The following is a 19,139-nucleotide window of genomic DNA, read 5'->3' as shown; positions in this document are numbered from 1 at the left end:
TGATTTTTATGGGTCTAGGAAATAAAAAACTTTAAAAACACAATATTAATATCCCTTGTCAGAATCTACCAGATGACGTAATTTCTTACCAGAAATTAACCTTTTATAGTTATCTACAATCTGTGGCATTACAGAATTGGTATCTGATACACTGGCATAATGGGGAGTCATGTGTACTTTTTTATGATTCCAAAAAGGATGTGTTGTAGGCAATGGCTCTGTATGATACACATCTAAACAAGCACCGGATAAGTGTCCGGAATCCAATAACTCCAACAGATCTTCATCCACTAAATGTCCGCCACGGGCTACGTTTATCACATAGGCGTTCTTTGGAAGTTGAGACATTAAAGATGTATTCAAAATACCCTGGGTAGCAGGTGTCAACGGTAACAAGCATACCAAAACATCTGTAGAAGCTAGAAATTTTTGCTGTTGGTCTTCACCAAAGAAAGTTTGCACCCCATCAATATTTTTTTTGCTTCTGCTCCACCCTTGCACATTAAAACCATATTTGCTAAGGTCGGTTGCGGTAAGTGAACCTAGTTCCCCAAGACCTAAAATACCAACAGTAACATCTTTAATTCGTAGATAATCTTTAGGTTCCCAAACATTGGCAACTTGATCTAATTTGTAAGCGTTTAAATTCTTTAGGTGTGCGAAGATTACGGCAAGCACATGTTCGGACATATCGCCGGCCAAAAACGGATCAACGATACGGGTGATAGGGATATTTTTTGGACGGGTATCATCTTCAAATATATAATCTACCCCTGCCCCGGCAGAAGCAATACATTTTAGATTGGGATAAACTGCCAGCGAACCAGCCGGATGTTTCCAAATGACCGCCATAGTAATCTCATCTTTTGGGTGGTCTTCTAAATAGCTATACACCTTTAAAGAGCTGTCCGCTTTTTGTAAAGCGTTTTTCCACAATTCAATCTTAGAATCTTGTCTTATAATAACTATTGCCATATTGCTAATCTATAATATCCAAAGCTTTAGAGAATTCATCTTCTAAAAGCCATTTTTGGTTTTGTGTTTCTGTATATATTTTTAAGATACGTTCTCTAAACTCAGGAAAAATACCTTGTACAGTGGTATACTGTATGACTTCGTTAAATGAGTTTAGCATACTACGGTAAAAAGAGTCTGCCACATTTTTCTCCATAGAAAAGGTCTGAGCAATTTCTAAATTGTAACACATAACATCTGCTACAAGATGAGGGTCTACGCCCAACTTTATAAAATGCTTCAAGAATTTCTGTGCCACAGAACGTCTTGCTTTAGGTCTTCTACGTTTTAAGGGAAAGTATTCGTTAGATATTTTTGCCTTGGCATCTTGTACCAATTTATCTTCCTTAGGGTTAAACGCAAAATCGTAATATGTTTTTACGGCAGGGAATTTTTCGTAAAGCTCCACTATTTGTTCTTCCAATGCCTTTTTAGGAAGTTTGGAGATATATGTTTTTAGGGCTCTTTTACTCATATTAAATAACTGTCTAAGTTCAAAAATAAGCTATCGAAATATAACGTCCTAAATGCTTAAAGCTTTGTTAAAGCTAATAAATACTGTACAACATTAGTGAAATACATTAGGATATTAGGATAAAAAGCGGTATACTGTAAACTTGTACAACTTCTAAATTCCATACACACATATGAGGCAACTAAAGATTATCAAGCAGGTAACGAATCGTGAGTCAAAATCACTGGATAAATACTTGCAAGATATCAGTAAAATTGATTTGATTACTGCGAATGAAGAGGTAGAACTAGCACAGAAGATTCGTGAAGGTAGTCAAGCAGCTTTGGAAAAGTTAACCACGGCCAACTTAAGATTTGTGGTTTCCGTAGCAAAACAATATCAGAATCAAGGTCTTAAATTACCAGATTTAATTAATGAAGGAAATTTAGGGTTAGTTAAAGCAGCAAAAAGATTTGATGAAACAAGAGGATTTAAGTTTATATCTTATGCCGTTTGGTGGATCAGACAATCTATATTACAAGCTTTAGCAGAACAATCTAGAGTAGTTCGTTTACCGTTGAACAAAATTGGTTCAATTAATAAAATCAAAAAGACATTTTCTTACTTAGAACAGGCACATGAGCGCCCACCTTCTCCAGAAGAAATTGCAAAAGAATTAGAAATGACGGTTTCTGAAGTGAAACAATCACTTAAGAATTCAGGTAGACATGTATCTATGGATGCACCTTTACGTGAAGGCGAAGATTCTAACCTATATGACGTATTACGTTCAGGTGAATCTCCAAGACCGGACAATGTTTTATTACAACAGTCATTAAATACAGAAATTAATAGAGCTTTAGATACATTATCTCCAAGAGAGGCAGATGTAGTTAAATTGTATTATGGTATTGGTGATCAGCAGTCAATGACTTTAGCAGAAATTGGACAAACGTTCGATTTAACAAGAGAGCGTGTGAGACAAATACGTGAAAAGGCTATACGTAAATTACGTCATGCCTCTAGAAGTAAGTTACTTAAGACCTATTTAGGCTAGATATAACAATTGTTTTAAAAAAAAGAAAGCGCCCGTTTGTACGGGCGCTTTCTTTTTTTCTAATGTTTAGAACATTACGAATGGGTCAATTTGTTGATATTAAAGTTTACTAGGATGCTATTAAGATCCTGGATAAAGTTTTGATAGGATGAGAAATCTTGATTTTGATGTGCCATGGGTTATTTGTTTTTGGTGATTGGTTTGGTAGACATTTACATATAGTCCAACTCAGCTAATTCGTTGATACTAAGAATTTCATTTAAATCTTGAAGAAACACAAGGTATTCTTCTCCGTAGGTGTCGTAAAGCATATTGTAGGTTTAAAAGTTAATCTTAATTTGGGTACACATATCTTGAAAGTAAATATATAATGATGTTAAGGCTGTGACAACAAATTGTGGTGAACCATTTTAAATTTGTTGTAAAACCCACTAAAAAGTGTTGTTTAGCATCTAAAAACTATGAAGCCTATATTTTACAAGGCTTTTGAGATGCGTAGTTCATCCTCTTTATTGGTATTTTACCGAGGTTTTAGAAACAAAACAATTAGATTTAAACGATACTAGACCTAAGAATACAGGATTATATGAGATGTAGATTTATTATGAGTCAAGAAATTTAAAAATACTAGACCCTTAATCAGCTATAAATTAGATGAATACAATTATCTATCTTATCACAATACCAGACTTTTAATTTCGTTTTCTTTATATCCATATCAATACAACATATACTTAATGGTAAACTAGTGTTGAAAAAATCCATTTATAATGATGAAATCCCCCTATAGTACTATAAACTTCAAAATCTGTTTGCTATTCGTTACCCTGTTCATAGGAAACCATTTAGTAGCAGCTACAACATATACTATAAGTTCTTTTGATGAAAGTGTAATTTACGGAGAAGTGGTGCTTAATAGTCATAGCTTTAATACACATGAGCGAAGTACGTTTATGTATGACTCGCAATTAGAAGCCATAGAACGCGGTCTCACCATAGTTCATTTTCAAGCGGGTAATAATTTTGAATTTAAAACTTTTGATACCTACGGTAGTAAAGAAGATGTGCTAGAACTTATAGATGTTCTTACTAATATGATACAATCAAAAGTCACATTCTCCATATTGGCACATGATTCGGCCGCAGCACAATTAACCGGGTATGAAAAACAAATTAGTGCATTAGGACTCATTCAATTAAGTACCTTAAAAGGAAGGCAAGCATATGTTATGCATAATACCAAAGGGGTTATCTCTGAACAAGTGAACGACAATTCCATTACAGAAACCATTCAAGTAAATATACAATTAGGTGGCAAAGAAATTTTCTTTCCAAAAGAGGTGTATGAGTTTGAACCTAGCAGCGATAGATACATTGCGCATGCAGGTGGTGAAGTAAATGGTGTAAAATCAACAAACTCCAAACATGCCTTAGATGAGAATTATAAAAAGGGATTCCGAATTTTTGAGTTGGATATTATTGAAACATCTGACGGAAAATTAGTGGCTGCCCATGATTGGAACATGTGGGCTCGTTTTACCCATTATACAGGAACCTTACCTCCTACCCACTCTCAATTCATGAAACAGAAAATTTATGGTGATTATACGACCTTAGATATGGATGGCATAAATACCTGGTTTAAAAATCATCCTGACGCTACATTGATTACAGATAAAGTTAATGACCCTATTGCATTTGCCGATGCCTTTATAGATAAGGACCGTCTAATAATGGAACTATTTAGTGTTATGGCAGTAGAAAAAGCATCTGAACATGGAATAAACACTATGATTTCTCAAGAACCTTTATTAGGTATAAAAGGTGATAAAGTGAACTTTTTAAAAGTAAACAATGTAAAGCATGTGGCGGTTTCAAGAAGGATAATCGCAAGTCAGAAGAAATTGATGCTACAGCTAAGAGATGCCGGAATTAAAGTGTATGTATTCAATGTGAATTTTGACGCCGGAAAAGACGAACGATATGTGTATGATAATGAGTTAGGCTTAGTATATGGAATGTATGCCGATAAATGGATACCTGCTATGAAGTCTAAAAATTAAACTCATACGTTAATCCTGCAGAGATAGAGTAAAAATAACTGCCAGGATCAAAAGATTGCTCTTGACGCAAGACTCCTACATTGGTTCTATAAGCACTAAGATTATTTTTACTGGTAAATTGATATTCAAAACTTAAACGTTGCGATTCAATATACAGTAGGGTTTCTGCCAACAGTTGATCTCCTGATGTAAATTGCCTCAATTCAGGTGAAAATCCGTAACCGACATTAAAACCCGTATAATTTTCAGCATCCTTCAAGTATTTACGTACCAATAGATTTCCAGAAACATTGGTTAAGTTGTTAGATTCTGGAGTAATGTAAGATCGCAAAGAAAAATAATAATTGCCCTTATAATACCCCAGTGAGTTGGTGATCGACTTTACATCTCTAGTTGCAAAATTTATTAGTCTACCACCACCAGAAAATTCAAATCCGCTTTTGTGGTTGTAATATATGTCTCCACCAACTTTATGGTTAGGATACAAATCTGATTCTGAATAGCCGTAGTTTACATAAGCATAAAAACCCTTTGCAATTTTAGGATACAAATCAATATCTAATTGAATTCCGTTTTTACCTACCCTATTGCTATTGTTTATTCTTGGAATAATAGAACCATAAGGTGTCTGTCTTTTAAAAGCAATACTAGATGTAGTTATAGGATCAAAACGCTGGTCATAGAAAGTTACAGAACTATTTACCATAACAGAATTCTTTAACTTCTCTTCCGTAACCGGTGTTTTTCTTTCCAATTCTAAGTTCTTATCTTCAATGCTCTTCGCTACTGTTGGTTTTTGTTTTTTAGCTACTACCAATTTTGTTTTGACAGCACTATCTACATTATACCAACCATCTTCAGCATACGACAAACCATTAACTCCGTCAGTTGCTATTGCTTGAAGTCTTATAATTTCCTCATCATTTTCTATATGTACCAATGCTTTGTTGGACAGTCCCAAAGCGGTTGCATAGTTTTTAGCGTACAACTCATTTTTAATAGCTGAGATCCATGCATCTCTATTGTTCTTAGTTTTGGATAAAATGGTATTAAACGATGACCGAGCTAAATCATAATCACCTCGCCAACTTAGTGTGCTTGCCCATAATAAAGAAGTTTCCACATCTGTAGCAGGCTTATTAACTAATACGTACAGCATATTATGCGCAGTATTCGTTTTGCCTTCATAAGCCAATGCATATGCCGTGTCAAAATTATCATCAGTATCCTGACCTGTACCTTGATAGATACCGGCAAATAGGACCAAAAGGATGATATGTACGTACGTATTACTCATTATTTAACTGACGCTACTGTATTTAAAGGTTCTTTCTTTTCTAGCTGGTGCACTTTAATTCCTGCATTTCTAGCAATTGTACGTGCCCTTGAAATTTTATCTGTTATTTCATTGGCACTAGAACTATTTTCTTGAACCTTATCTATTAATTCTAAACCTTCTCTCAACTTATCTGACCAATAATACACATCAAATAGCGCGGCATAAGAATCTATATAATTGGGATTAATAGCAATGCATTCTTGTAAAATCTCCGCAGCCTTTTCATGGTTTCCTTGCCAAGAGTTTACCCTGCCCATTAATATTTTAGTATCTATATGACTAGGTGCTCCAGAAAGGTTGTAGCGACATAATAATAACGCTTTGTCCCATTTTTTATTCCATGCTAAATCCCTAGCCTTAAAATAGCCCTTATCAGAATCTTTACCATCATAAACACTGTTCAACCAAACCGTTTCACTATCGGTAAATTTTTCTTTTTGAATGGTAAAAATTGCCAAACTATCAGGTATTATCTTGTTCTCTGTAGTAACGTAATGGTTTACGGACTTAAAACGTTCTAAAGTAGATTCAATAGCACCACCTCCAAAAGCAGAGCTGATATCCATATTCTCATCTATTTGCATAATATCGCCATCTGTATATAGTTTTTCTCCACTTATATATTCCTTTAATTCATTCTTATTTCTCATAAGAGGAATGTTTTTTGTGGATCTAAAGGCAGTTTGCATATCTATAGCGCCCCCCATCCAAGCGACTTTCTTAGGCATTTTTAATTCGTAAGAACCATTTAATAGCGCCAAAATAGACGGAGTAACATCAAAATGAGAAGAAACAGAACTCATTTTTCGTGTAGATTTCAGCATTGGGCTGTACATAATTAATGGCACATGAAAACGACTGATGTTATTTCGCTGTGGAATTGGAATTAACCTATGGTCACCAGTTATTATGAAAATAGTATTATCATAATTTGGTTGAGACTTATATGATTCCATGAACCATTTTATAGAATTATCGGTATATAAAAGTGTGGCAAAGACATTATCATTCTTTTCAATCACTTTTTCAACCCTAGAATCGAAGCCTCCTTTTGACAGTATATTTTTTACTTTACCTTCATACAAATCTTGACTAGGCGGAATAAAAGGCTCGTGTGTACTAATAGTCATATAAACCTCTAACCTTGGCTGATTTTCTCCTCTTTCTAAACTGATACTTTTCTTGAATAATTCTAAATCTGGAAAACCCCAAGATGAACCTGCAGCATCTTCTGCCTGTTGTTGGTATTTATTTCCGAATCCTGATTTATCCAAAACAAAATCAACATTTTCACTTTTTAGAAATCTATCTACCTTATCAAAAGAGCTATTGGTTCCTTGATAAAATGAAGTATGGTAACCGTTGTTTTTAAGTACACTGAATAGCGTCAACTTATTAGGATATTCCTCTAACTCCATGAAACCGCTTTTACCAAATGGCAACGACCCTAACAATGAAGGTAGTACGCCAAAAGTTCTACCGGTATTACTTAGAAAATTCTCCCAGTATAAAGATTTAGTGGTCAATGAATCTAGATAAGGAGTGAATCCGCCATATTCAGCACCTTCACCAACAAAATCCCTACCTAAACCTTCAACCATTATAAAAACGATATTAGGTTTCTCCTCTTTTAATTCGAAGTAATCTCCAAGAACATTTTCAATATTTGAACTTTCTACTAATGGATATTCTTCCGTAGAAGTATACGAATTGTCTTCAGTAGAAGAATTGTAAAGATTTACAGCTAGGTATTGTACTTTATTTTGGTTAATAGGTTTACCATCTGTAAATAACGAGGCAACGAACAAACTAAATAAAACTATGGTAAACGGGTACATTTTACTAATTCTGTTATAGAATTTAGAAGTGATCCTGTACAGTATTAAAAATAGACCGATTAAAATAGCAGAGGCAATTAGCAAGTACACTGAGATTATGTATCCACCAGAATTGGCTATGGTGATTTTCATGTCAGAATAGCTATACCCCAATAAATCTGACCCTAATGGCACCAACGTTGTACAGTAGTATGCAGTTAGCATAGCTTCTATGATTAAAACAATACTTAGCAACACAAATACCAGATTGAAGCCATATTTGGAACGTAGATTTTCCCAAAAGTTAAACGGGAAAACCATTATAATACCCATAAGCGCGGTAAAGCCAATTTGGTGTACAATTGCTTTTAATAAACTAGTGGACAAAATAGAATCTAGAACTCCTTTATAGTATAGAATACCATATTGAAAAAGCGTCAATACCAGCAAACATCCAAAAAAGGACATCATAAGCCGCGTATACTGCTTTAAAGAATATCTATCTATACTACTTGTGTTCATTGCTTTTAAGTTGCTTTTGCAAAACCTTTTCTAACCTGGGATCCCCAACCAGATTTTATCTTGAATAATTTTTTATAGTTACCCCTTACTGCAGCATATACTACAATAGGGTGAAAAATGAAAGGCTCTAAAATCGCTAAGCCCATTAATATTAATATGTCTTTTGTTTTTCGGTATTGATTGTATGAATACACATCCCACAGAATAGCATAAAACGAAATCATGATTGAAAACAGGAATATGGCTAGCGTTATCATTAAAAAGAACTCCCAATTAAGAATACCTAAATAGGCAAAAAGTAGAATGGTAAAAAAGCCAAAAAACTCCAATAACGGAGAAAGCCATTCATAGAAAAACCAATATGGATAACTTAACAAACCTAACCTACCATACTTTGAATTGAACAGCATGTCTTTATGCTTGAACAAAGTTTCTAAATTTCCACGAGCCCAACGATCTCGTTGATTTACGAGTATATTAAGGTCTTCCGGCACTTCTGTCCAACAAAGTGGATCAGGTATATATTCTATAGTATATGGTTCTTTTCTATCATGCATATACCTACGCATTTTAAAAACGATTTCCATATCCTCACCAACCGTATCCGTATCATAACCACCAACAGCCAAGGCAATTTCGCGTTCAAAAAAACCGAATGCCCCTGAAATGATCAATAAACTATCTATTCTACCCCATGCCATTCTACCTAGAATGAAAGATCGAGTATATTCTAAAAGTTGAAACCGAGCCAGCCAATTGGTTGGCAATCTAATTTCTTCTAACTGTCCGCCTTGTATAATACATGAGTTGGCAACACGTATAACTCCGCCAACCGCAATAACCCTTTTTTTAGAACGTTGAAAAAAGGACTTCACTACATGTAATAAGGCATCAGGCTGCAAAAGACAATCAACATCTATACAACCAACATATTTACTTGTAGATAAAGAAACACCTGCATTTAAAGCATCAGACTTACCACCGTTCATTTTATCGACTACGGTTAGCTTTTCAAAAGCTCTATTTTTTGATTTGTAAATACCCCTCACCGTTTTAGATTTCCAGTCTGGGTCCATTTCAACATCAATTTTCTCTAAATCGTATGAATCTATTAATTTCTGTAAGGTATCATCCTTACTACCATCGTTTACAACCATTACATCATAATTGACATATTGTAAGGATAATAAGGAACGTATATTTTCTACAATGGTTAAACCTTCATTATAAGCAGGCGCAATAATAGTAATTGTTGGCGCCAATGGTGAAGCCATTATTTTAGATATATCAGTAAAACTGTTTTTATTTCTATAATGAAGAGAATTTCGAGTAGAGAAATACGCCATCGCAGAAAAAAGCACGAATAGAATTAACGTAAATACAAAGAATACAAAATTGATGTATTCCAATACTATTCCAAATAACTCACTATCCATTTTTCTTTTTGTATAAAGAGTTGGACATAGAGCACAATTGATCGAATAAGGTAGAACCGTTATCATTCGATGCGATATTCCTCTTAATTGACTCGCTTAGTTCTAATTCAAAATCAACGTCAAAAATAGTATCATTATTTATTTCTTTAGGAGTAACATCTATTTCAAGAGATAATTGAGATTTTATATTCTCTAATGCATCTTTTGCTGCTTTTGCCAGTGATTTAGATTCTGATTTAATGACACTTTCTAACAACTGAATTTCTTTTTCATCACCAATACTTTTAATCTCACTTAAAAGCATAAGCTTGGTTTCTTTGTCTGCCAGGTTATATATTTCCGTAAATACACTTTCAGAAAGATTATTATCTGCTGAAAACAGCTCCGTTGGTCTTGGAGATTGATATAAGAATTTTTGAATTAATTCATTAGCACGTTCTTTTACAAGAACAGAGCTATTTTCTTCTGCTATATTTTGTAACAAGTCAAGCTCTCGACTATCACCTAATTCCGCAATATTTTCCAGAATTACCATAGCATCCAACTCTTCTTGAGGCATAAAATTTGCAGAGAATGAAATTTCGTCACTCTCAAAAGAAATTAATGGTTCTTCAATAACGGCCGGCTCTTCACTATCATTTTCTGTTAAAGTCTCTGTAGAAACCGTAGACCAATCAATATCTTCAAATTCATTTGATGTGCTTTCATCCAAGGTTATAGATACTACCTCTTCTTGGTCATTATTAAAATTCTCATCTAATACAAATAATGGTTCAAAATCATCTTCTACAAAAGCTGAAACTTCTTCTTTATATGCATTTTCTTCAACCACGAATGGCAGAAAATTAAAAGTAAATTCTTCTTCTAATACTATTTCTTCTATCGTTTTAACTTCCTCAACTTTTTCAATTTCTACGTCGTTCTCTGCCTGTACATTTTCATCATTAACATGCGGTAAAAAAGTTAAATCTATTTCAAGCTGTTCGCTACGAGTATTTTCAATTTCTATATCCAACGCAACTTCATTCTCTAACTCCTCAGAACTGGTTTCATTTACAATTTCGGTTTCAGTTTCTTCTTTTGGTGAGCTATTTATAGTAGATGATTCTAATTCAATAATCTCTTCTGAGATTTCTGGCTCATTCTCTAATTCCATTGTAATATTCAAATCAGGCTGTGTGATAGAAAGCTCTGGCTCTTTTTTAATTTCGTCAACTGTAGTCAGTGTATCTTCTAAATCCATTTCAGCTTCATAAAAATCTTCAGTTGAGATGTTCTTTGTAGGTAATACACTTTCCGGATTAATTTTATTCAACGTACTATTGACTTTTCCTTTAATGTTAAAATGGCGTTCCGTTGATGCTAAGTATTCTAAAAATGCTACTTCGTTTTTAGAACCAATTTCACCTATAGCATCCAAAATGGCTATTTTAATATCGTGACTGGCTTTTGGATACACCAGTTTTAAGGTAGGTAAGGCACTTACAAAATGAAAATCTTTAATACATTCAATGGCTTCTGCCTGTATATCGCGATTTTTATGTTTTAATAATGTGATGATAGATTGTTCAGCTTCATTTTGATTGTAATATTTTATCAATCTCAAAGAAAACAATACAACATGTGTATTTGTTGCAGTCAGCCAAAGTCCAAATTGAGGAGCATTAAAATTAGGCTTGTGTCTTAGTACATCTAACAACTTTAATTGTTGCCATTCTGCAATTTTATATTTAGTATTATCCAGGAAATATTTAATTCCTTCTTCTTTCAAATTAACCACGGCTATTTCTGCCTGTTTGCGAATAGTACTTTGTCTATGATTTATGAATTTTATGATTAAACCATAAGCTTCTTCAACTTCCATGGTAGTTAACTCTAAAATTCCACTGGAAACAACTTGCCATTTTCTGCTACCTAACTTGTTATAAGCATCATTATGCAATCCTAAATCTTTATAAAGATCAATTAAAACTGCTTGTGATTGCCCAGATAAATCTTTTCGTAAATCTAGCAATACCTCGGTAAGAACTTGTCTATCGAAATCGTTTTTAATTAATTCCCGTATCTGAATTTTAAGGTTTAAGTAGTTCATTTTTTCCTCCTTAGTATTTGAATCCTCATAGAATAGAAATTCATTGATCATGGGGGAAAATTCAATCTTTTTATCTTTTGTACGGCTGTTAGTAGAAGTGATTCTATTTCTAATCAGAAAAACTCCAATGAAATAAATAATAGACAAAACAAAAAACAATATGGTCAGCCACCACAGATATTCTAAATTGAATTCTGGTGCTGTTATTAATAATATGTTTATTTGATTTGGGGGAATCAATAAATGGTGTTTTGGGTTACTTATTTATCTCTCTTGCTATGCGTACTAATAATTCTGTTGGACTTACTGGTTTGGTAATAAAATCATTAGCACCTAATTCAAAAGCTGTAAGAACATTTTGTTCATTACCTGCAGATGAAATAATTATAATAGGCGTTTTTGATTTTAGTTCGTTTCTGACATAGTCAATGAGCTCAATACCAGAAAAATATGGCATCATAATGTCACTGACAATAATATCTGGCATTTCTTTTTGTAAATACTCTTTTACCTCTTTACCATCAACAGAATGATGTACAGAGTACCCACCTTTCTTTAACCTAAAGTTTAATAAGGAAGCCAAAAGTTGGTCGTCATCTGCTAGTAGTACACGTTTGCTCATATTACTTCTTGTTCAATGATTTCAACGCATCGGTCAGATTTTCTTCCAATAGTGGATAATCGTTTAAAAAAGCTTGATACAACTCTCTTACCTTATTAGGCTTATTCGATTTGCAGCTAGCTTCAAGTTCAACAATTAAATTACGCATGCCATCAGCTTTTATCATCGCAAACCCAGCCTTTAGCTTATGGGCAGATAATGCAATCTGATTTAAATCCTCGGTCTGTAAATGCACTTTTACATTACCAATGAACTCAATGGCATTAAGCTTAAAAAGCTTTACAAGCTCATTTAACATATCAATCTCTCCAAAACAATCTTTTAAAAGACTTGTAAGATCAACTACCGTGGTTTCTTTTGGTTCTATCATTGGTTTCTGCAATATTGAGGCAAACTCTAAAGGTTCAACTTTCTTTCTCTTATTCTTTACTATGGTCGTCATTAAATCTTCTAAGGTGTATGGTTTAAGGAGAAAATCATTTATCCCTATTTCTTTACATTCTTTACTGTCCCTTTCAGTGAAATCTGCACTAAAGGCAACAATAGGTATTGAATTTATATTGGAGTTGTCGTTACCTCTAATTACTTTAGAAACCTCAAATCCGTTTAGATGGGGCATTTTCAAATCCATTAGGATAAGGTCAATATTATTGGTAGCTAAAATTTCCAGTCCTTTATCAAGTGTAATATTTGTGTGTACTTTGCAACCCCATTTGGTCAATTGTTCAACTATTAAAAGCTGATTCATTTGATTGTCTTCAAACACCATTATCTCGGTACCAGCTAATAATTTACCGTTCTTTAATTTATTATTTTCGTTTATTGATTTATTTACAACACCAGCTGTACTGCCGTAAGGGTAAGGCAATCTAAAAGTTACTGTAGTACCTTTATCTAGAACACTTTCAATTTCTATCTCTCCATTAAGTTTCTCTATAATCTCTTTTGTAATGGTTAAACCTAGTCCGGTACCACCATATTTACTAGAAGTGTCATTTTCTGCCTGCGTATATTGATTGAAAATTGTATTAACCTTTTCAGGTGAAATACCAATACCAGTATCGGCAACAGAAAATTGTAACATACAATCGTTAACTGAAGATTCTTTAGAAAAAACTTCAAGCTTTATAAAACCATTTTCTACAAATTTCACAGAATTACCTAAGAGGTTTAAAAGTACTTGAGAAAGTTTAGATGGATCTCCTTTTACTATTTTAGGCACATTTTCATCAATATCAATAAGCAATTCTATTTTTCTATCTAAAACCAAAGTTTCACATAAAAACATCACATCTTTGAGTAAACTATGCAGATTAAAATCTACAGTTTCAAAATTGGTATTACCAGAAGAAATTTTAGAATATTCTAGAACTTCATTAATAAGTTTCAAAAGTGTATTAGATGCAAATTTTATGGCATCCACCTTTTTATGCTGTCCTTGAGTTAATTTTTCATCATTCAAAAGATTCGCATAGCCAATAATACTGTTTAGAGGCGTTCTTATTTCATGACTTATATGCGCTATGAATTTTTTTTGAGAAATATCTTGGCCATTTACAGCAACAGACTCTTTTTTCTGCGGAATACTGTTCGCTTCCTTAGATTCATAAATATGTTTTTCCAAACTAGATCTAAACGTATTAAAAGAGTCTTTTAACACCTTAGCTTCATCGGTACATAATTCCTCGAAAGAGAATTCACTAACAGTTCTTTCTAGTTGAGATAATTGACCAAGTAAATCCTTAGTTTTTGAAATTGGCATAAATAAGTATTCTTTAGTTTAAGGGGGCTTTTATTTATAATTATCTAAAAATGCATCATAACCTCTGTGTGAACAATAAAATGTTCTCTAAGAGTGGTTATTTGTTGTGAATACCCCTAAATTGTAGGTCTAAACATACTCTATGAAGCAGCTTATCTATTTTATGTGTTTTGTAACTGCAATTTCTTGTGCAGAAAAAAAAGAAAAAATTGTAGAAACTACGCTTGAAAAAGCACAGCGAATACATGAAGATGTTATTACGATTGATACCCATAATGACATTAATATCAAGAACTTTACAGACAGTATAAATTACACCCAGAAACTAGAAACCCAGGTGAATATACCTAAGATGAAAGAAGGTGGTTTAGACGTCTCTTGGTTAATAGTATATACTGGGCAAGACACACTTACAGATGAAGGTTATGCAAAAGCGAAAGAAAATGCAATTCAAAAATTTGAAGCAATTCATAAGCTTTGTGACGAAATTGCTCCAGACCAAATAGAATTGGCCTTAACTTCTAAAGATGTAAAACGTATAGTTGGTTCTGGTAAAAAAGCTGCTATGATCGGTGTAGAAAACGCTTACCCTATTGGAACTGATATGGGTGAGTTTGAAAACTATTACAATTTGGGCGCACGCTATATTTCATTGGCACATAATGGCCATAGTCAATTTTCAGATTCCAATACCGGTGAAGCCGATGATACATGGTTACATAATGGATTAAGTGATTTAGGAAAAGACGCTGTAAAAGAGATGAATAGATTGGGAATTATGATTGATGTATCTCACCCATCTAAAGAAGCTATGAAACAAATGATTTCATTATCAAAAGCGCCTATTATAGCTTCTCATTCATCGGCAAGGGCTTTATGTGGTCATAGCAGAAACTTAGATGACGAGCAATTAATGATGATGAAAGAAAATGGCGGAGTCGTACAAACTGTTGCGTTTAGTTCATATCTAAACACCGAAAAGCATGAAGAAAGAGCAGCTTTCATGAAATCTATTTATCAGCAAGTAGCAGATTCATTAGATATAGCTTGGTACGAGCGTTCTCAGATTTCTAGTTTATCAGATTCCGATAAAGAAACTTTTATGGAAAACTATCCAAAGGTTCTTAAAATAGGTAAGGAATTGGCAGCAAATAAAGAAGATGCACCAGAAGCAGTTAATGTAGCCGATTTTGTTAACCACATAGATTATATGGTAAAACTTATAGGTATAGACTTTGTAGGTATTAGTTCAGATTTTGATGGTGGTGGCGGTATAGAAGGTTGGAACGATGCTTCTGAAACATTCAATGTAACATTAGAACTTGTAGAACGCGGTTATACAGAAGAAGAAATAGCAAAATTATGGGGCGGAAACCTTATGAGAGTACTTGACAAGGTGCAAGCCGTTGCAAAAGAAATGGGTGAAAGTTAATCTTCACCCATTGCTGCTAAACGATCTTTTACGAATTCAATTTTTGTTTTACCATGTGGCTTAGGTTTTCCATTTTCGCCAAGGTTTACCATTATAATATTGTCTACGGTAACAATTGTTTCGTGGTTCATTTTATTACGAACCTCGCAGTTTAAGGTTAACGATGTTTTACCAAATTTTACAACTTCAATACCAATTTCAATAACGTCACCTTTAACAGCGGCGCTCATGAAATTTATTTCGGACATATATTTAGTTACAATTTTTCCGTTTTCCAGTTGAATAATGGCGTAAAGTGCGGCTTCCTCATCTATCCATGCCAGTAACTGACCTCCAAATAAAGTACCATTAGAGTTAAGGTCACCAGGTTTTACTAATTTTCTAGTATGAAATCTCATAGTCTTATCTTTTGAAAATTTACTTTGCAAAGTTAGTTCGTAAATAAAGAAAAATACAATTTTGTCTCAGTTAGTGTAACGATTTACTAATCGAAGCAATTGAACAATTAATAACTTATAAATTAATAATTGTCCCTTGACAGAATTATTATACCCTTAATTTTACTCCTCTTTTTTTGATGCAAACTTCATTGTTTATAACAGGTTTAAAACTTATTAATGCCTTAACAAATGGGTTTTATCTAATACGTACCTTTAAGTAAAATCAAAATATAATGGACAGGACACAAAAATTGCAATCGATACGCCCTTTAATTGCCTCTGCCAAAATAATGCCTGAAATGAGTGATGATGAACGTTTTCAGAACCAAACCTTAAGGCCTATTATTAAACTTCAAAACGACTTATTATTAGCCTCTTTTAAGAATTACATCAATAAAATGAAGAATACGTTTTATGAGTTAAAGCTAGAAAAACGTATGGAATATATTACCAAAGCCATTCAAAAGGATGTAAAACTAAGAAACTCCTTGAAGGGTATGATTATAGGTCAACTTACTGTTGATGAGTATGAAATATATATTCAAAATTCTTCAGCGCTAAATAAACGTATGATGAATATGGTTATAAAAAGATTAGAAGATCAAATTCAATATTTTGATAAGTATGAGTTAGTCTAGTAACGACTCGCCATTTAAATTAGTGGTAAGTATATTACTCATTAAATCAAAATATGGGCGAATAGTCACAAAACAGTCATTTACTTGTTTTGCAAAATCATTTGTCAAAACTTCTTTATCCGTAAAGCTTTTTACAAAAATAAATTGCTTTTTACGAATGAATTCAATGTTAGGGTCTTCTTTATCAAAACCTTTTGGTGCTGTTTTTAGTTCATCGCCAACCAAGGGTCCCCAAACTTTTTTAAACTTTTCATTATCAATGATATCTACAAGGTCACTGGTATCTATTTCCCATTCTTTTCTTATACGTAACAAATCATTTTTTTCAGGATTCCAAAATCCTGTTACTATAAAACTATTGCCAGGTTCTATTTGTAAATAGTACCCACCACGTCTATGTTGACCTGCTCTAGAGAAAGATGCCGAAAAATTATGCTTATAAGGTGTCTTATTTTTAGAAAAACGAACATCTCTATAAATTCTAAATACTTTTAGTTTTTCAATTTCATCATGGGTTCGTAGCAATTCTAGCACATGGTTAAAAAAGCTTTTTACCTTTACTTCTTCTACTTTAAAATCAGATTTATGCTCAGCAAACCAATCTCTATTATTGTTTTTCTTTAAGGTATTTAAAAATTGAAGTGTACTTTTTGTAATATTCGATTCTAACATACGACCTAACTCTTGTTATTTTAAGCTAAAGTTAACCATAACATGAGAACTACTTTTAGTTATTTGGTTAATTTTGATGAACACAATCAATATACATGGACCATCGATCGATAATCGAAAAAATTAATACGCACAAGAAACAGCCTAATCTTAGATTTCGTTTAAAAAAGAATACGGAAAAATTTACCGACCTTCTTTTTTATATGCTGTTTGATATTGAAACCCCTGTAGCGGAAAGTCTTGAAAAACTAGAAAAACAGTTTGATGAGCTTGTAGATATGGCTTGCTGGGAAAGTGAAAAGCCATGCAAAAAAGTATGGGAGAATTATGTAGAGAAATTGCCTTCAGTTCTAGAGAGTTTAAATCTTGATGCTGAGGCAACCGTAAACTGTGATCCCGCTTCATTGTCTATTGAAGAGGTTTATATGGCTTATCCTGGTTTCTATGCTATATCTGTATATAGATTGGCACATGAACTTTATAAAACCGGATTTCCTCTTGTACCACGTTTGATGACGGAGTACGCACATAGGCAAACTGGCGTTGATATTAACCCTGGAGCACAAATAGGAAAATCTTTTCATATTGATCACGGTACGGGTGTTGTTATTGGTGAAACTGCCATTATTAAAAATGATGTCAAGATTTACCAAGGTGTAACCCTAGGCGGCTTATTTGTTGCTAAAAATTTACAGAAGACTAAACGTCATCCAACAATTGAAAATAATGTAACCATATATGCTAATGCTACTATATTAGGTGGAGACACTATAATTGGTGCAAATAGTGTCATTGGCGGCAACGCTTGGATTACATCAACGGTTCCACCTCATTCTACAGTTTTTCATACCCCAGAAATTAAAATTAAAACATTACCCCATGTCTAAATCATTACTATCGCTTATTGGCAATACACCATTGGTAAAGTCAAGAGTTCTGAATACAAATCCTAATGTCTCTTTATATTTTAAAATGGAAGGTCATAATCCTGGCGGTAGCGTAAAAGATCGTGCAGCTTACAATATGATCAAAACCGGATTTGACAATGGAGATTTTACGGTTAATGATAAATTAATTGAAGCAACAAGTGGTAATACAGGTATTGCTTTAGCAATGATAGCCGGAGTATACGGACTTGATATTGAATTAGTGATGCCAGAAAACGCGACTAAAGAACGTGTGCAAACGATGAGGGCGTATGGTGCAAAAGTTACGTTGACCTCTTCTGATGTAGGTATTGAAGGTGCGCGAGATTATGCGGAAAGTAAAGTTGCAAATGAGGGTTACATAATGATGAACCAATTTGGAAATCCAAATAACTGGAAGGCCCATTACAAAACTACCGGTCCAGAAATATGGAACGACACAGAAGGCAAGGTTACTCACTTTGTTTCCTCAATGGGTACTACAGGGACTATTATGGGTACTTCTACCTATTTGAAAGAAAAGAATCATGATGTGCAAATTGTAGGTGTACAACCAAGTGATAATGCAAGCATACCAGGTATACGCAAATGGCCTCAAGAATATTTGCCAAAAATATTTGATGCTAAAAAGGTAGACCGCATTATGGAGGTCAATGAAATTGAAGCTAAAACCATGGCTAGAAGATTAGCTAAGGAAGAGGGTATCTTTTCTGGTATGAGCAGTGGTGGTGCCGCCACAGTAGCATTACGTTTGGCAGAAGAGATAGAACATGGTGTTATTGTATCTATTGTTTGTGATCGAGGAGATAGATACCTTTCTTCTGACTTGTTTGATTAGGATACAATTTAGATT

Annotated in this window: 16 protein-coding genes; 6 read left to right on the top strand and 10 right to left on the bottom strand. The window is 33.7% G+C overall.

The annotated features are described in order from the left end of the window. Positions 1 to 45 precede the first annotated feature (45 nt). Together P178_RS0114970 and P178_RS0114965 are read right to left on the bottom strand one after the other, a co-directional pair. On the bottom strand, positions 46 to 975 hold the full coding sequence (locus tag P178_RS0114970) for a 2-hydroxyacid dehydrogenase (protein ID WP_027066975.1): 930 nt from the start codon (positions 973 to 975) through the stop codon (positions 46 to 48). Positions 976 to 979: 4 nt separating this feature from the next. After that, a complete protein-coding gene (locus P178_RS0114965; protein WP_027066974.1) occupies positions 980 to 1,489 on the bottom strand; it encodes a DUF6155 family protein in 510 nt (169 codons plus the stop codon). Between the two features lie 172 nt (positions 1,490 to 1,661). Here P178_RS0114965 and P178_RS0114960 point away from each other — a divergent pair, with 172 nt between their 5' ends. Both P178_RS0114960 and P178_RS0114955 read left to right on the top strand, forming a co-directional pair. Beyond that, a complete protein-coding gene (locus P178_RS0114960; RefSeq protein WP_027066973.1) occupies positions 1,662 to 2,525 on the top strand; it encodes an RNA polymerase sigma factor RpoD/SigA in 864 nt (287 codons plus the stop codon). Between the two features lie 770 nt (positions 2,526 to 3,295). Beyond that, on the top strand, positions 3,296 to 4,588 hold the full coding sequence (locus P178_RS0114955; protein WP_155941655.1) for a hypothetical protein: 1,293 nt from the start codon (positions 3,296 to 3,298) through the stop codon (positions 4,586 to 4,588). Here P178_RS0114955 and P178_RS0114950 read toward each other — a convergent pair. From P178_RS0114950 to P178_RS0114925, 6 genes are all read right to left on the bottom strand, one after another. Beyond that, positions 4,578 to 5,885 carry a YaiO family outer membrane beta-barrel protein gene (locus P178_RS0114950; RefSeq protein WP_027066971.1) on the bottom strand — a complete coding sequence of 436 codons (1,308 nt, stop codon included), beginning with the start codon at positions 5,883 to 5,885 and terminating at the stop codon, positions 4,578 to 4,580. The two genes, P178_RS0114955 and P178_RS0114950, sit on opposite strands and share 11 nt — an antisense overlap. Further along, positions 5,885 to 8,266: a sulfatase-like hydrolase/transferase gene (locus P178_RS0114945; RefSeq protein ID WP_027066970.1), complete on the bottom strand. Its 2,382-nt coding sequence runs from the start codon at positions 8,264 to 8,266 to the stop codon at positions 5,885 to 5,887. Before P178_RS0114945 ends, P178_RS0114950 begins: the two co-directional genes overlap by 1 nt. Positions 8,267 to 8,271: 5 nt before the next feature. Further along, positions 8,272 to 9,702, bottom strand: a complete 1,431-nt coding sequence (locus P178_RS0114940) for a glycosyltransferase family 2 protein (RefSeq protein WP_027066969.1) — start codon at positions 9,700 to 9,702, stop codon at positions 8,272 to 8,274. Continuing rightward, complete coding sequence (locus P178_RS0114935) at positions 9,695 to 11,845, bottom strand: HEAT repeat domain-containing protein (RefSeq protein WP_155941654.1); 2,151 nt, start codon at positions 11,843 to 11,845, stop codon at positions 9,695 to 9,697. The genes P178_RS0114940 and P178_RS0114935 overlap by 8 nt, the downstream gene beginning before the upstream one ends. 205 nt (positions 11,846 to 12,050) lie before the next feature. Beyond that, the gene (locus tag P178_RS0114930) at positions 12,051 to 12,416 is read right to left on the bottom strand and encodes a response regulator transcription factor (protein WP_027066967.1); all 366 of its coding nucleotides are present in this window, start codon (positions 12,414 to 12,416) and stop codon (positions 12,051 to 12,053) included. Position 12,417: 1 nt separating this feature from the next. Further along, entirely contained in the window at positions 12,418 to 14,178 is a 1,761-nt protein-coding gene (locus P178_RS0114925; RefSeq protein ID WP_027066966.1) for an ATP-binding protein, read from the bottom strand. Positions 14,179 to 14,320: 142 nt separating this feature from the next. Here P178_RS0114925 and P178_RS0114920 point away from each other — a divergent pair, with 142 nt between their 5' ends. Further along, the gene (locus tag P178_RS0114920) at positions 14,321 to 15,610 is read left to right on the top strand and encodes a dipeptidase (RefSeq protein ID WP_027066965.1); all 1,290 of its coding nucleotides are present in this window, start codon (positions 14,321 to 14,323) and stop codon (positions 15,608 to 15,610) included. On the opposite strand, the gene P178_RS0114915 is transcribed toward P178_RS0114920, so the two are convergent. Continuing rightward, positions 15,607 to 16,008 (bottom strand): acyl-CoA thioesterase, encoded by a 402-nt coding sequence (locus P178_RS0114915; protein ID WP_027066964.1) that lies wholly within the window; start codon positions 16,006 to 16,008, stop codon positions 15,607 to 15,609. The two genes, P178_RS0114920 and P178_RS0114915, sit on opposite strands and share 4 nt — an antisense overlap. A 272-nt stretch (positions 16,009 to 16,280) precedes the next feature. Between P178_RS0114915 and P178_RS0114910 the strand changes: the two genes are divergently transcribed. Beyond that, positions 16,281 to 16,688: a hypothetical protein gene (locus tag P178_RS0114910; protein WP_027066963.1), complete on the top strand. Its 408-nt coding sequence runs from the start codon at positions 16,281 to 16,283 to the stop codon at positions 16,686 to 16,688. On the opposite strand, the gene P178_RS0114905 is transcribed toward P178_RS0114910, so the two are convergent. Beyond that, complete coding sequence (locus tag P178_RS0114905; protein WP_027066962.1) at positions 16,680 to 17,360, bottom strand: DUF2461 domain-containing protein; 681 nt, start codon at positions 17,358 to 17,360, stop codon at positions 16,680 to 16,682. The genes P178_RS0114910 and P178_RS0114905 overlap by 9 nt on opposite strands. 95 nt (positions 17,361 to 17,455) lie before the next feature. On the opposite strand from P178_RS0114905, the gene epsC reads away from it, so the two are divergent. Further along, complete coding sequence (gene epsC / locus P178_RS0114900) at positions 17,456 to 18,247, top strand: serine O-acetyltransferase EpsC (RefSeq protein WP_027066961.1); 792 nt, start codon at positions 17,456 to 17,458, stop codon at positions 18,245 to 18,247. Then, positions 18,240 to 19,124 (top strand): cysteine synthase CysM, encoded by an 885-nt coding sequence (cysM, locus tag P178_RS0114895; protein ID WP_027066960.1) that lies wholly within the window; start codon positions 18,240 to 18,242, stop codon positions 19,122 to 19,124. The genes epsC and cysM overlap by 8 nt, the downstream gene beginning before the upstream one ends. Positions 19,125 to 19,139: the final 15 nt, after the last annotated feature.

This window comes from Maribacter sp. Hel_I_7, assembly GCF_000688315.1.
Taxonomy (GTDB): Bacteria; Bacteroidota; Bacteroidia; order Flavobacteriales; family Flavobacteriaceae; genus Maribacter; species Maribacter stanieri.
The sequence above is the reverse complement of the archived record's forward strand: the minus strand, read 5'-3'. Positions and strand labels throughout refer to the sequence as shown.

What these genes read in the sequence shown, in the direction of transcription:
- P178_RS0114945 (WP_027066970.1), bottom strand. Translation starts at nt 8,266, where the DNA reads ATGAACACAAGTAGTATAGATAGATATTCTTTAAAGCAGTATACGCGG.
- P178_RS0114935 (WP_155941654.1), bottom strand. Translation starts at nt 11,845, where the DNA reads ATGATCAATGAATTTCTATTCTATGAGGATTCAAATACTAAGGAGGAA.
- P178_RS0114955 (WP_155941655.1), top strand. Translation starts at nt 3,296, where the DNA reads ATGATGAAATCCCCCTATAGTACTATAAACTTCAAAATCTGTTTGCTA.
- P178_RS0114915 (WP_027066964.1), bottom strand. Translation starts at nt 16,008, where the DNA reads ATGAGATTTCATACTAGAAAATTAGTAAAACCTGGTGACCTTAACTCT.
- P178_RS0114905 (WP_027066962.1), bottom strand. Translation starts at nt 17,360, where the DNA reads ATGTTAGAATCGAATATTACAAAAAGTACACTTCAATTTTTAAATACC.
- epsC (WP_027066961.1), top strand. Translation starts at nt 17,456, where the DNA reads ATGGACCATCGATCGATAATCGAAAAAATTAATACGCACAAGAAACAG.
- P178_RS0114965 (WP_027066974.1), bottom strand. Translation starts at nt 1,489, where the DNA reads ATGAGTAAAAGAGCCCTAAAAACATATATCTCCAAACTTCCTAAAAAG.
- P178_RS0114930 (WP_027066967.1), bottom strand. Translation starts at nt 12,416, where the DNA reads ATGAGCAAACGTGTACTACTAGCAGATGACGACCAACTTTTGGCTTCC.
- P178_RS0114950 (WP_027066971.1), bottom strand. Translation starts at nt 5,885, where the DNA reads ATGAGTAATACGTACGTACATATCATCCTTTTGGTCCTATTTGCCGGT.
- P178_RS0114925 (WP_027066966.1), bottom strand. Translation starts at nt 14,178, where the DNA reads ATGCCAATTTCAAAAACTAAGGATTTACTTGGTCAATTATCTCAACTA.
- P178_RS0114920 (WP_027066965.1), top strand. Translation starts at nt 14,321, where the DNA reads ATGAAGCAGCTTATCTATTTTATGTGTTTTGTAACTGCAATTTCTTGT.
- P178_RS0114970 (WP_027066975.1), bottom strand. Translation starts at nt 975, where the DNA reads ATGGCAATAGTTATTATAAGACAAGATTCTAAGATTGAATTGTGGAAA.
- P178_RS0114940 (WP_027066969.1), bottom strand. Translation starts at nt 9,702, where the DNA reads ATGGATAGTGAGTTATTTGGAATAGTATTGGAATACATCAATTTTGTA.
- P178_RS0114960 (WP_027066973.1), top strand. Translation starts at nt 1,662, where the DNA reads ATGAGGCAACTAAAGATTATCAAGCAGGTAACGAATCGTGAGTCAAAA.
- cysM (WP_027066960.1), top strand. Translation starts at nt 18,240, where the DNA reads ATGTCTAAATCATTACTATCGCTTATTGGCAATACACCATTGGTAAAG.